The following is a 13,063-nucleotide window of genomic DNA, read 5'->3' as shown; positions in this document are numbered from 1 at the left end:
ATGAACCGAGGCCGCGGGTAGCGGTTCTGCGGCTTGGCAGGCAAGGCGGGCGGAGAGCGATCGATGGTGGAATGGCTTCTTTCGGACGGGCTGGTCGACTACGAGACCGCCGTCGCCGAGATGGAGGCACGCGCCAACGCAATTGCCGACGGCAGCGCCGACGAATGCGTCTGGCTGCTGGAACATCCGCCGCTCTATACGGCCGGGACCAGCGCGAAGCCGGCCGACCTGCGCGACCCGGATCGCTTTCCGGTCCACGAGACGAAGCGCGGTGGTCAATATACCTATCACGGCCCCGGCCAGCGCGTGGCCTACGTGATGCTCGACGTCAGCCGCCGTGGCCGCGACGTGCGCCGGTTCGTCCATGATCTCGAATCATGGGTGATCGCCGCGCTGGCCGAGTTCGGCCTGACCGGGCACATCCGCCCCGGCCGCGTCGGCGTCTGGATCGAGCGGCCCGACCGCCCGCCATTGCCCGACGGGCGCATGGCCGAGGACAAGATCGCCGCCATCGGCATTCGGCTGCGGCGCTGGGTCAGCTTTCACGGCATCTCGATCAATGTCGAGCCAGACCTGTCGCATTTCGACGGCATCGTGCCCTGCGGGATAAGCGATTACGGCGTGACCAGCCTCGTCGATCTCGGCCTGCCGGTCACGATGGCCGACGTCGACGTGGCGCTGCGCCGCAGCTTTGACGCGGTCATGCAGTCCGGACACGCCCCGAAGGACGCCGCGTCGCCGGAGTAATGCTCCGCGGGTCGCCGCGCAAACCGTGAACGACTTCCCCGACAATACGGCAAAGATGCGACAAAAAGGCTGAGGCTGCGTCAAATCCGTGCATTGCCGCCGGGCCGGACACGGCCTAGAACGTCCTTCGAACGAAGGCCCGGATGCTGTCCGGCGCCTTAAAGGCTTTTCAGCAGGAGGCAGACAATGGCTGACGCCGCCATTCATGGCCACGAGCACGAGGACAACCGCGGGTTCTTCACGCGCTGGTTCATGTCCACGAACCACAAGGACATCGGGATCCTCTACCTGATCACGGCGGCAATCGCCGGGTTCATCTCGGTGGCCTTCACGGTCTACATGCGCCTGGAGCTCATGGAGCCCGGCGTTCAGTTCATGTGCATGGAAGGCATGCGCCTGCTGCCGGCGGCGGTGTCGGAATGCACGCCCAACGGGCACATCTGGAACGTGATGGTCACCGCGCACGGCATCCTGATGATGTTCTTCGTGGTGATTCCCGCCCTGTTCGGCGGCTTCGGCAACTACTTCATGCCGTTGCAGATCGGCGCGCCGGACATGGCGTTTCCGCGCCTGAACAACCTCAGCTACTGGATGTTCGTCGCAGGCACCCTGCTGGCGATCTGCTCGGTCTTCTCGCCGGGCGGCAACGGTCAGCTCGGCTCTGGGATCGGCTGGGTGCTCTATCCGCCGCTGTCCACGAACGAAGCGGGCTTCTCGACCGATCTCGCGATCTTCGCGGTTCACGTCTCGGGCGCATCGTCGATCCTGGGCGCGATCAACGTGATCACCACCTTCCTCAACATGCGCGCCCCCGGCATGACGCTGTTCAAGGTGCCGCTGTTCGCGTGGTCGATCTTCGTCACCGCTTGGCTGATCCTTCTGGCCCTGCCCGTGCTGGCCGGCGCGATCACCATGCTGCTGACCGACCGCAACTTCGGCACGACGTTCTTCGATCCGGCCGGCGGCGGCGACCCGGTGCTATACCAGCACATCCTGTGGTTCTTCGGCCACCCCGAGGTCTACATCGTGATCCTGCCGGGCTTCGGTATCATCAGCCACGTGATCGCCACCTTCTCGCGCAAACCGATCTTCGGCTACCTGCCGATGGTCTGGGCGCTGATCGCGATCGGCGCCCTGGGCTTCGTCGTTTGGGCGCACCACATGTACACCGTGGGCATGTCGCTGACGCAGCAGAGCTACTTCATGCTGGCCACGATGGTCATCGCGGTGCCGACGGGCGTGAAGATCTTCAGCTGGATCGCGACGATGTGGCGCGGCTCGCTCGAGTTCAAGACGCCGATGCTCTGGGCCTTCGGCTTCCTGTTCCTGTTCACGGTCGGCGGCGTCACCGGAATCGTGCTCAGCCAGGCAGGCGTCGACCGCTACTACCACGACACCTACTACGTGGTCGCGCACTTCCACTACGTCATGAGCCTGGGCGCCGTCTTCGCCATCTTCGCCGGCATCTACTTCTACCTGCCGAAGATGAGCGGACGGATGTACCCCGAATGGGCCGGCAAGCTCCACTTCTGGGCCTTCTTCATCGGCGCCAACCTGACGTTCTTCCCGCAGCACTTCCTGGGCCGCCAAGGCATGCCGCGCCGCTACATCGACTACCCCGACGCGTTCGCCATGTGGAACGCCTGGTCGAGCTGGGGCGCCTTCCTGTCCTTCGCGTCGTTCCTGTTCTTCTTCGGCGTCATGGCCTACACGCTGCTGCGCGGTAAAAAGGTGACCCAGAACAACCCGTGGAACGAATACGCGGACACGCTGGAATGGACCCTGCCCTCGCCCCCGCCCGAACACACGTTTGAGCAGCTTCCCAAGCGCGAGGACTGGGACAAGTCCCCCGCGCACTGAGGCGGGGCCGACGACACCGATAGAAGGCCCCGTCCACGGCGGGGCCTTCTTCCTTTCAGGCCGGTCTTCCGGCACCGGAAAGCACGCCTAATGCCCTATGCCTGGTCCGCACCCTCGCCCGATTCGTCAGAACTGCAGCTCTGGCCGCACAACTCGCTGCCGCCTGCCGGCTTCGCAGGGATCGTCCTGGGCTTTTTCCTGATGGCGACGATCCCGCTTTACTGGCTGATCGGCACGGTGGTGCTGTGGGGCCTGCTGCCTTTCGTCATGGCCGCGGTTGCGGCGCTCTACTGGGGATTGCAGCGAAACTTCCGCGACCGCCGCATCATCGAGATCCTGACGCTGTCGCCCGACCGGGTACGCCTGACCCGGCACAACCCGCGCGGCGCGTCGCAGGACTGGGAAAGCAACACCTATTGGGTGCAAGTCGCCTGCCACGAGGCCGGGGGTCCGGTGCCGTACTACGTCACCCTGAAAGGCCACGGCCGTGAGGTCGAGATCGGCGCCTTCCTGTCCGAGGACGAGCGCAAGGCGCTGTACTCCGAGTTGCAGGACCGCCTTCGGTCCTGTGCGGGCGCCTGAAATGGCTCAGGCACCTGCCACTCCCAAGATGCGCCGTTTGGGCATTCGCGCCGCACAGGCGCTTGGAGGCCATTCGCTGGTCGAGGTCCTTGAACCGCAGCCCTCGGAAACCGCCGCGCTCGATCTGCGACGCGCCCGGGCGGGTCGCCCGGCGCCAGAAGCCGCCAAGGTGGTCTTCCTGATTCCGCTGGTCGGCCCCGCACAGGTGGGGGACTGGGACGCGGTCACCGACCGGCTTCACGCCACGCTGCGCGGACTGATCGCTCAGGCCGACCCGCGATGGGAAGCCGTGATCTGCTGTCAGCAGCGCCCGCCCCTGCCCGACGATGCGCGGATTTCACATCTGCCTTTCAATGATCCGGAGCCCGGAAACGACAAGTGGCGCAAACTCGCCGCCCTGTGCGACGAACTGGTCCAACGCGACGGCCCACCTTCCTACGTCATGAGCTTCGATGCCGACGATCTGCCCCACCACGACCTTGTCGGCGGCATGCTGTCCCAGGCCGCCCCCGGCGGCTACCTCGTGGAACGCGGTTACGTGATGGACGACGCCACCGGCGAGGTGGCGCTGGCCGCCGCGCCGGATCTGCGCGCGCCCCTGCGAAAGCCGTTCTGGAAGCTGTGCGGCTCCTGCGCGGCGCTGCATCACGATCCGGCCCTACCGCAAAGCGGGGCATTTCTGCGTGCGATGATGATGCACGAACACCGGATGTTCCCGTATCTCGCGCGTCTGGCCGGCCTGCGCCTGCGCAAGTTGGCCGATCCCGTAGTCCTCTATGTCCTGAACCACGGCGAGAATTTCGGCGCCCGCCGTGGCCGCGTTGGCTACAAGACGCGCTTCGTCCGTCGGTTCTCGATCGGGCATCGCGCGGACCTGCCACACCTGTCACGCGATTTCCCACTCGGTTGACCGCCTACCGGGTGCATGGCGGGACGGCGGGCGGGGCGATGCGGCGCAGCCGCGAGCGCCGGATGCCGGGCCGCACGCTCCCGGTATCAGCCCGACATTCTCAGCCGGAGAGCCGCGTCTTGACGCGCGGCCCGGCGGCGGCGAAATCCATCCGTCCCGTGTAGCGCTGCTTCAGCAGCCCCATCACCCGGCCCATGTCCCGGATCGACGTGGCGCCGATCTCGTCCATCGCGGCGGCGATTGCCGCCTCGACCTCGTCGTCATCCAGCGGGCGCGGCAGGAACTCCTCGATCACCTCGATTTCGTCGCGCTCCTGTTGCGCAAGGTCGAGCCGCCCGGCTTCCTCGTAGCTGGCCGCGCTTTCGCGCCGCTGCTTCACCATCTTGCCGAGGATTCCCAGCAGTTCGGTCTCGTCGACGCCGTCCTCGCGCCCCTCTCCGCGGGCCGCGATGTCGCGGTCCTTGAAGGCGGCGCTGATCAGGCGCAGCGTCGACAGGCGCTCCGACGCCTTGTCCCGCATGGCCTGCTTCACCGCCGTATTGATGCGCGCACGCAATTCCATAGCCAATCCCCGTCTGGCTTCCGCGCGACAGATTATCCAAAGCCACGCACCGGCGCAATGCGACCCCCGCACCTTGCCGAACACGCCTTTTCAATGACTTGACCCTAACCGGGCAACCTTGACCCGCGCCGCGCCACCCATTAGGTAAACGACGTTTCCCCCGAACCCGGAGTCGTCCAATGCCAGCCGCCCCCACTCACCCGACGGCCTGCCTTGCTTTGGCCGACGGCACGGTCTTCCACGGCCACGGTTTCGGCGCGACGGGGCAGACCACCGCCGAACTGTGCTTCAACACGTCCATGTCCGGCTACCAGGAGATCATGACCGACCCGTCATATGCCGGCCAGATCGTGACCTTCACCTTCCCGCATATCGGTAATACCGGCGTCACCCCCGAGGATGACGAGACCGCCGAGCCTGTGGCCGAGGGCATGGTGGTCAAGTGGATGCCGACGCAGGCGTCGAACTGGCGCGCCGCGCAGGAACTGTCCGACTGGCTCGCCTCGCGCGGGCGGATCGCGATCGGCGGCATCGACACCCGCCGCCTGACCCGCGCGATCCGGCAGCAGGGCGCGCCGCACGTGGCGCTGGCGCATTCGCCGGACGGCAAGTTCGACATCGCCGCCCTGGTCGAGGCCGCGCGCGGCTTCGCCGGCCTCGAGGGCCGCGACCTCGCCAAGGGCGTGACCTGCGCGCAGTCCTACCGTTGGGACGAGATGCGCTGGGCCTGGCCCGGCGGCTACGCCCGCCAGACCGACGCGCGCCACAAGGTCGTCGCGATCGACTACGGCGCCAAGCGCAACATCCTGCGCTGCCTGGCCAGCGCCGGATGCGACGTCACCGTCCTGCCCGCCACCGCCAGCTATGACGAGGTGATGGCGCACCGGCCCGACGGCGTCTTCCTGTCCAACGGCCCCGGCGATCCGGCGGCGACCGGCGAATATGCCGTGCCGATGATCCAGGGCCTGCTCGACAAGACCGAGATCCCGCTGTTCGGCATCTGCCTCGGCCACCAGATCCTGGCGCTGGCGCTGGGGGCGCGGACGATCAAGATGAACCACGGCCACCACGGCGCGAACCACCCGGTCAAGGACGTCGAGACCGGCAAGGTCCAGATCACCTCGATGAACCACGGCTTCGCGGTCGACAGCCAGACCCTGCCCGGCCACGTTCGCGAGACGCATGTATCGCTGTTCGACGGCTCGAACTGCGGCATCCGCGTCAACGACCGTCCCGTCTTCTCGGTCCAGCACCACCCCGAGGCCAGTCCCGGCCCGCAAGACAGCTTCCATCTGTTCGAGCGATTCGCACAATCAATGCGCGACCGCGCCGCCTGACCGCCCCTGCTCCATCAGGGTTAACCACGCGTTAACCCTCTGCGGCGCAGACTTCGCCGGTGCGGTTGACCGGTACGGGGCATGAGCCAGCAAGACGCCATCGAAAACTATCTGCAGTTCCGGGAGTCGACGGATCGTCTAGGCGTTCCGCTGGGCCGGATCCTTATCGAGGACGGCGTGCTGTCGCCAAAGGCGCTGCTCGGCGCCATGGCCGAGGCCGGCCGCCTGTCCCGTCCTCTTGCGCAGGTCATCGCGGCCGACGCGCTAGTGCCGCCCGAGGCACTTCTGCGCGCGCAGGCCGAGCATTACGGCGCGATGGTGCTGCGCCGCGCGGCGATGACGCCCAATCCCGACGCTCTGGCCCTGGTGCCCGCCGATATCTGCCTGGCGCATGGCATCCTGCCCTGGATCAAGCTGGGCGACACGCTTGTCGTCGCCACCGCGCGCCCCGAAAGCTTCGACGCCGCGCGTGCCGCCATGCCGGATCTTCCCGAAAAGTTGGTCATGGCGCTGACCATGGAACAGGACATCCACGACACCATCGCCGAGCATCACGGCGCAGCTCTGGCCCGCGCCGCCGAAACCGCCCGCTCCGCCGAGGTCAGTTGCCGCGACATGGACAGCGCGACACCCGGCGCGATCGCCGCCGGCTTGCTGTTCGCCGTCGGGTGCGCTGTGGCGCTGTGGGTTGCGCCGCACTGGTTCTTTGCCGCCGCCCTGACGCTGGCCCTGATTTCGCTGGTGGTCTCGCAGGGGATTAAGCTGGCCGCGCTGGCCGCGCTGCCCCGGCGCCCCCGTCCCCGCCCGGTCGAGGCGTTGCCGGATGCGCCGCCGACGGTGACGCTGATGGTCCCGCTTTTCCAGGAAGAGGCGATCGCCGACGCCTTGCTGCACCGCCTGTCGCGGTTGCGCTACCCGAAATCCGCGCTCGAGATCCTGCTGGTGCTCGAAGCCGGCGACGAGCGCACCAAGGCCGCGCTGGCCCGCATCACGCTGCCGCCCTGGGTGCGCAGCATCTGCGTGCCGCCCGGCCGGATCACGACCAAGCCGCGCGCCCTGAACTACGCGCTGAACTACGCCTGCGGCACGATCATCGGCATCCTCGATGCCGAGGATTCACCCGCTCCCGATCAGATCGATCACGTGGTTGCGCGCTTTGCCCGCGCGCCGCACGACGTGGCATGCCTGCAGGGCATCCTCGACTTCTACAATCCGCGCGCCAACTGGCTGTCGCGATGTTTTGCCGTGGAATACGCGGCGTGGTTCCGCGTGCTGCTGCCGGGTCTCGCCAAGCTCGGCTTCGTCGTGCCGCTGGGCGGCACCACCGTCTATATCCGGCGCGAGGCGCTAGCCGCCACCGGCGGCTGGGATGCCCACAACGTGACCGAGGATGCCGACCTCGGCATCCTGCTGGCGCGCCGGGGCTACGTGACCGAGCTGATCCCGACCGTCACCCGGGAAGAAGCCAACAACCGCTTCTGGCCCTGGATCAGGCAACGCTCGCGCTGGCTCAAGGGCTACGCGATCACCTGGTGGGTACACAACCGCCGCCCCGCCGCGCTGATGCGCGACGTCGGCTTCTGGCGCTTCTGGGGTGTGCAGGCGGTATTCCTGACCACCGTGCTGCAATTCGTCCTGGCGCCGGTGCTGTGGTCCTTCTGGCTGATCGTGTTCGGGCTGCCCCATCCGCTGGATGCGATGCTCGAGCCCGAGGTCCGCAGCACGCTGGTCGCAACGTTCCTCGCGGCCGAGGCGGTCACGATCCTGATCGGGGCGGCCGCGCTCCTGCGCAGCCCGCATCGCGGGCTGATCCCGTGGGTGCCGACGCTGTTCGCTTATCATCCTCTCGGCACGCTCGCCATCTATCGCGGCTTGTGGGAGATGCTGACCCGCCCCTTCTACTGGGACAAGACCCAGCATGGCCGCTCGGGGCCCGACACGCCCGACGCGGACACGCCGCCCGACGAAGCCGTGTGAAGAGCCGGCTAGGCCTTCGAATCCAGCTTGAGCCGCGTGACGAAAGCGACGGAGATATGATCGCGCAGCGCGCGGTAGGCGGCATCCTCGTCGCGGCGTCCGATCGCGTCGACGATGGCGGAATGCTCGGCCATCGCGATCTCGCCCCGCCCTTGCGCCGCCAGTGAGGTGGTCGCCATCAGCGCCATCGAGCGGTGCACCAGGTCGAGTTGTTGCACCAGGAACCGGTTGTGCGACGCCAGGTGGATCATCTTGTGGAACCGCCGGTTCGCACGCGCCAGCGCGCCGGGATCGTTGACCAGCGCGCGATCCTCCTCGACCATGTCCTGCAGCACCTGGATTTCTTCCTCGGTGGCGTGGCGCGCGGCGAGGCGGGCCGCCAGCCCCTCGAGTTCCGTGCGCACGGCGTAAAGCTCGGACATCTGGTTGTGGTCCAGCGACGCCACGATCAGCGACCGGCCGTCGCGCGCCAGCAGCGACTGCGTCTCGAGCCGCTGCAGCGCCTCGCGGATCGGCGTGCGCGACACGCCGAAGCGGTCGGCCAGCTCGCTTTCAACCAGCCTGTCACCCGGACGGTAGAGCCCTGAATCGATCGCCTCGAGGATCAGGGAATAGGCATCCTTCTGAGGTGGTCTCAGTTCCGTCATGCGGCGGGTCTCCTGCGGCGTGGCGACACGATAGCCGCGCGCGCGGCGCACAAGCAAGCGCATGCGCGATGGACGATCGCGCGTCGACGCCCTATGTCCTGGCAGGGCCGCGATCCGTCCAGAGTGCAGGGGACCCGACGTTGCTGAAATTCGATCACGACATCGTCGTCGCGGGGGGCGGGATCGCCGGACTGGCGGCGGCGGCCGCATTCGGCAACGCCGGGCTCTCGGTGCTCTGCGTCGATCCCGCTCCGCCGGTCACCGATCGCGCGGCCGAGGGCGCCGACATGCGCTCCACCGCCTTTCTGCAGCCAAGCCAGGGGCTGCTGGAGGAAATCGGACTGTGGGACCGCCTAGCAGAGCACGCCACGCCGCTGCAGACCATGCGCATCGTCGATGCCGGCGGCGATCAACCCGCTCCGCGCGTGACGCGCGACTTCGACGCCGCCGACATCTCGGACAGGCCCTTCGGCTGGAACCTGCCCAACTGGCTGCTGCGGCGTGAATTCGCGGCACATCTCGACGCGCTGGACGGCGTCGAGTTCCGCACCGGCACCGCCGCTATGCGCCTGTTCACCCGCGAGACCGAGGCCCGCATCGGCATGAGCGACGGCAGCCGTGTGCGGGCGCGGCTGGTAGTCGCTGCCGACGGGCGCAACTCGGCAATGCGGCAGACGGCGGGGATCGACGTGCGTACCACCCGCTTCGGGCAGAAGGCGCTGGCCTTTGCCGTCACGCATGACGCGCCGCACGACAACGTATCGACCGAGATCCACCGCACCGGCGGACCGTTCACGCTGGTCCCGCTGCCGGACCATGACGGGTGGCATTCCTCGGCGGTTGTGTGGATGGAGGCCGGGCCCCGCGCGGAGGCGCTGGCCGCGATGGACGTGGTCGAGTTCGAGGCCGCCATGACCGAGCGCAGCGCCGGCCTGTTCGGCCCGCTGAGACTTGTCACTCGCCGTGCCCTCTGGCCGATCATCGCGCAAGAGGCCACGCGGCTGTCGGCCCAGCGCATGGCGCTTGTGGCCGAGGCGGCGCACGTGGTGCCGCCGATCGGCGCGCAGGGCCTGAACATGAGCCTGAAGGACATCGCCGCGCTGCGCGACCTGGCCGTCGCTTCGCCGGACACGCTGGGCGACCGCGCGATGCTGGACGCCTACCATAACTCGCGCATCGCCGACATTCGCGCAAGGGTCGCGGGGATCACCGCGCTCAACCGGATCTCGATGCTGTCGCCGCAGCCGTTGCGGGACCTGCGCGCGCAGGGGCTGGACGCGCTCTACGCGGTGGCGCCCCTGCGGCGCACGCTCATGCAGCTGGGCCTGGGCGCGCGCGGCTAGCCGCCGGCCACGCCGCGGCGACGCCACCACAGCCCCCAGCGATGGACGAAGGGCGCGGGCTTCTCGGCAAGCAGCAGGCGACCCAGCGCAAAGGCCGCGTCCTCGTTCTGGCGCATCACCTGCTCGGCCGGGCCACTCAGCGTCTCGCGCGGGTCCGACGGCAACGTCTCGTCCCCCAGCACGCGATGGAATTCGGCTAGGTCGTGGTAATCGCCCAGAAGGTCGCCGAGGTCGGACACGGCCTGCGCGTTGGGTTCGGTCAGCTCGGGGAAGGATTTCTTCAGCAGCCGGACGTGGTAGCCGTGGTACTTTACCCGCTTGCGCCATTCGTGCATCGCCTTCGGCGTGCGGGCCTTGCGCGCCGCCTTCATCGCCTTTCGGGCGCGGTCGTGGGTCTTTTTCAGCCCGCCTTCGAGCGCGTCGAAACCTTGCTCGGTCAGCGTCCATTCCGCCGCCCGCTCGCGGCAGGCGGACAGGTCCGAGATGGTCGCCTGCATCGCCTCGTCCAGTTCAGGGCCCTTCGACGCACGCGTCCGGCGCGCGCGCAGGCGGCTGCGCAACTCCTTCACCGTGGCGTCGTCGGGCGCTGTTCCCTCGCGTTCGGCCAGCTTGTCCAGCGTTTCCAGCATCGAGGTCCGGTCGCGGAACCGCGACAGGTGGCGGGCGGCGTCGCGGACGGCGCGATTCTCGGCCTTGTAGTCGGCGAAGGCGGGCCGGACCAACCGCAGCAGCCCGCGCAGCTTCTTGCAGCGCTTGCGGATGTCGTGGATGCGCGCGTGCAGGTCGCCCTCTTCGTCGCGGGCCGAGGCCAGCGCGCTGTCGATCTGGTCCAGCGCAATGCGGCGGAAACCATGCGTGACGGACGGGTCGGAGGGTTTGAAGCTGTAGCTCATGGCGGGACAACCCGCGCGAGGCTTGGTCGGTTTCACGTCACAGCGGGCCGGGGCGTCGCTCCTCGGACAGCAGCACGTTGGCGTCGATCGCCCCCGCCCCCGGCAGCGCCATGATCCGGCGCCGCAGCACCCGCTCGAAATCGGAAATATCGCGCGCTACCACCCGCAGCCGATAATCATAGCCGCCCAGCACGTGCTCGACGGTCTGCACCTCGGGGATGGCGGTCACCGCGCGCTCGAAATCCTCGAGGCTGACGCGCCCCTTCGCGGCCAGCTTCACGCCCAGGAACACCGTGACGCCGAAGCCGAGCGCCTGTTCGTCCACGTCCAGCCGCGCGCCACGGAACACGCCCGCATCGCGCAGGCGGCGGATGCGCCGCCAGCAGGCGGGCTGCGACAGGCCCAGCGTTCGGCCGAGCGCGCCCGCACTGGCGGTTGCATCCTGCGCCAGCGCCCGAACCAGCGCGCGGTCGATGTCGTCCAGCGCGATCACAGCGGCAGCGTCTCGCGGCCCTTGACACGGGCCACGTGCATCAGCGCCTCGATGTCGGCGATATGCGGCAGGGTCAGCAGGCGGTCGCGGTAGAGCTGCTGGTAATGCGCCATGTCGCGCGCGATCACCGACAGGCGCGCGTCGACCTGACCTAGGAAGGTCTGGATCTCAAGCACCTCGGGCACGGCACGGGCGGCCTCGATGAACGCGTCGAAGGCGCGCGGCTGGGTCTTGTCCAGCGTCACGCGCAGCGAAACCTCGACCGCGTAGCCCAGCGCCTGCCAGTCGATGACCCCGCGGACGCCGCGCAGGATGCCCGCCACGCGCAGCCGCTCGATCCGCCTTCCGTAGGTGGCGGGCGTCACCCCGGCGCGCTCGGCGATCTCGGCGGCGCGGGCCTCGGGCGTGGACTGAAGCTGGCGAAGTATGCGCCGGTCCGTGTCGTCGAGCATGGAAATCCCGCAGGCCGTGAAAGTAGCGAATGAAGCCGCCGCACATTCGGGCAAAAGCGCGAAGAACGCAAACACTCTCGCCCCTGTGCGGCTAGTCTGCGCCCACAACGAAAACCAGAGGGGAAGAGACATGCGCGTCTATTACGATCGCGATTGCGACATCAACCTGATCAAGGACATGAGGGTGGCCATCCTGGGCTACGGCAGCCAGGGCCACGCCCACGCGCTGAACCTGCGCGACAGCGGCGCCAAGAACGTCGTCGTCGCCCTGCGCGAAGGCTCGCCCAGCCGCGCCAAGGCCGAGGGCGAAGGCCTGCAGGTCATGGGTATCGCCGAAGCCGCGGCGTGGTGCGACCTGATCATGTTCACCATGCCCGACGAACTTCAGGCCAAGACCTACAGGGAGCACGTGCACGACAACCTGCGCGAGGGCGCAGCGATCGCCTTCGCCCACGGCCTCAACGTGCATTTCGGCCTGATCGAGCCCAAGGCCGGCGTCGACGTCATCATGATGGCACCCAAGGGCCCCGGCCACACGGTGCGCGGCGAATACGTCAAGGGCGGCGGCGTGCCCTGCCTCGTGGCGGTCGACAACGACGCCTCGGGCCGCGCGCTCGAGATCGGCCTCAGCTACTGCGCAGCCATCGGCGGCGGGCGCTCGGGCATCATCGAGACCGACTTCAAGGAAGAGTGCGAGACCGACCTCTTCGGCGAGCAGGCGGTGCTGTGCGGCGGCCTGGTCGAACTGATCCGCATGGGCTTCGAGACGCTGGTCGAGGCGGGTTACGCCCCCGAGATGGCGTATTTCGAGTGCCTGCACGAGGTGAAGCTGATCGTGGACCTGATCTACGAGGGCGGCATCGCGAACATGAACTACTCGATCTCGAACACGGCCGAGTACGGCGAATACGTGTCGGGCCCGCGCATCCTGCCCTATGACGAGACCAAGGCGCGGATGAAGGCAGTCCTGGCGGACATCCAGTCGGGCGCCTTCGTGCGCGACTTCATGACCGAGAACGCCGTCGGCCAGCCGTTCTTCAAGGGCACGCGCCGCAACAACGACGCGCACCAGATCGAGGCGGTGGGCGAGAAGCTGCGCGAGATGATGCCCTGGATCTCGGCCGGCAAGATGGTCGACAAGGCGCGCAACTGAGGCGCGGGCGGCGGACCGGTCCCGCCGCCGAACCGGTCTTCGGGCCGGATGATCTTCGCAGGCCCGCGCCCGGCATGACGGGACGCGGGCCTGTTCGTCACGGAACG

General features: G+C 68.0%; 13 protein-coding genes. 8 read left to right on the top strand and 5 right to left on the bottom strand.

Annotation, left to right across the window (positions count from 1 at the left end):
* Nucleotides 1-63: 63 nt before the first annotated feature.
* The 4 genes from lipB to BLW27_RS11705 all read left to right on the top strand — a co-directional run bounded on the left by lipB (nt 64) and on the right by BLW27_RS11705 (nt 4,099).
* Nucleotides 64-747 (top strand): lipoyl(octanoyl) transferase LipB, encoded by a 684-nt coding sequence (gene lipB / locus BLW27_RS11720; protein ID WP_089883495.1) that lies wholly within the window; start codon nt 64-66, stop codon nt 745-747.
* Nucleotides 748-933: 186 nt separating this feature from the next.
* The gene (gene ctaD / locus BLW27_RS11715) at nt 934-2,607 is read left to right on the top strand and encodes a cytochrome c oxidase subunit I (RefSeq protein ID WP_089883492.1); all 1,674 of its coding nucleotides are present in this window, start codon (nt 934-936) and stop codon (nt 2,605-2,607) included.
* A 90-nt stretch (nt 2,608-2,697) separates the two neighbouring features.
* Nucleotides 2,698-3,189: a DUF2244 domain-containing protein gene (locus BLW27_RS11710; protein WP_089883489.1), complete on the top strand. Its 492-nt coding sequence runs from the start codon at nt 2,698-2,700 to the stop codon at nt 3,187-3,189.
* A 1-nt stretch (nt 3,190) separates the two neighbouring features.
* On the top strand, nt 3,191-4,099 hold the full coding sequence (locus BLW27_RS11705; RefSeq protein ID WP_089883487.1) for a hypothetical protein: 909 nt from the start codon (nt 3,191-3,193) through the stop codon (nt 4,097-4,099).
* Between the two features lie 100 nt (nt 4,100-4,199).
* On the opposite strand, the gene BLW27_RS11700 is transcribed toward BLW27_RS11705, so the two are convergent.
* On the bottom strand, nt 4,200-4,661 hold the full coding sequence (locus tag BLW27_RS11700; protein WP_089883485.1) for a GatB/YqeY domain-containing protein: 462 nt from the start codon (nt 4,659-4,661) through the stop codon (nt 4,200-4,202).
* Nucleotides 4,662-4,840: 179 nt separating this feature from the next.
* Here BLW27_RS11700 and carA point away from each other — a divergent pair, with 179 nt between their 5' ends.
* Nucleotides 4,841-5,998: a glutamine-hydrolyzing carbamoyl-phosphate synthase small subunit gene (gene carA / locus BLW27_RS11695; protein ID WP_089883483.1), complete on the top strand. Its 1,158-nt coding sequence runs from the start codon at nt 4,841-4,843 to the stop codon at nt 5,996-5,998.
* 81 nt (nt 5,999-6,079) lie between these two features.
* Nucleotides 6,080-7,975, top strand: a complete 1,896-nt coding sequence (locus BLW27_RS11690) for a glycosyltransferase family 2 protein (RefSeq protein ID WP_089883481.1) — start codon at nt 6,080-6,082, stop codon at nt 7,973-7,975.
* Between the two features lie 8 nt (nt 7,976-7,983).
* On the opposite strand, the gene BLW27_RS11685 is transcribed toward BLW27_RS11690, so the two are convergent.
* Entirely contained in the window at nt 7,984-8,622 is a 639-nt protein-coding gene (locus BLW27_RS11685; RefSeq protein WP_089883592.1) for a GntR family transcriptional regulator, read from the bottom strand.
* Nucleotides 8,623-8,762: 140 nt separating this feature from the next.
* On the opposite strand from BLW27_RS11685, the gene BLW27_RS11680 reads away from it, so the two are divergent.
* The gene (locus tag BLW27_RS11680; protein WP_245710851.1) at nt 8,763-9,965 is read left to right on the top strand and encodes a UbiH/UbiF family hydroxylase; all 1,203 of its coding nucleotides are present in this window, start codon (nt 8,763-8,765) and stop codon (nt 9,963-9,965) included.
* Here the strand turns inward: BLW27_RS11680 and BLW27_RS11675 are convergent.
* From BLW27_RS11675 to BLW27_RS11665, 3 genes are read right to left on the bottom strand one after another with little or no spacing between them, the layout of a single operon-like run.
* Nucleotides 9,962-10,858, bottom strand: a complete 897-nt coding sequence (locus tag BLW27_RS11675; RefSeq protein WP_089883477.1) for a CHAD domain-containing protein — start codon at nt 10,856-10,858, stop codon at nt 9,962-9,964. The genes BLW27_RS11680 and BLW27_RS11675 overlap by 4 nt on opposite strands.
* Before the next feature lie 37 nt (nt 10,859-10,895).
* Nucleotides 10,896-11,351, bottom strand: coding sequence for an Lrp/AsnC family transcriptional regulator (locus tag BLW27_RS11670; RefSeq protein ID WP_089883474.1), 456 nt, complete (start codon nt 11,349-11,351; stop codon nt 10,896-10,898).
* The gene (locus BLW27_RS11665; protein ID WP_089883472.1) at nt 11,348-11,803 is read right to left on the bottom strand and encodes an Lrp/AsnC family transcriptional regulator; all 456 of its coding nucleotides are present in this window, start codon (nt 11,801-11,803) and stop codon (nt 11,348-11,350) included. Before BLW27_RS11665 ends, BLW27_RS11670 begins: the two co-directional genes overlap by 4 nt.
* A gap of 130 nt (nt 11,804-11,933) precedes the next feature.
* Here BLW27_RS11665 and ilvC point away from each other — a divergent pair, with 130 nt between their 5' ends.
* Nucleotides 11,934-12,956 (top strand): ketol-acid reductoisomerase, encoded by a 1,023-nt coding sequence (gene ilvC / locus BLW27_RS11660; RefSeq protein WP_089883470.1) that lies wholly within the window; start codon nt 11,934-11,936, stop codon nt 12,954-12,956.
* The last annotated feature ends 107 nt before the right edge of the window (nt 12,957-13,063 follow it).

Origin of the sequence: Citreimonas salinaria, from assembly GCF_900107235.1 — a bacterium.
GTDB lineage: Bacteria > Pseudomonadota > Alphaproteobacteria > Rhodobacterales > Rhodobacteraceae > Citreimonas > Citreimonas salinaria.
The sequence above is the reverse complement of the archived record's forward strand: the minus strand, read 5'-3'. Positions and strand labels throughout refer to the sequence as shown.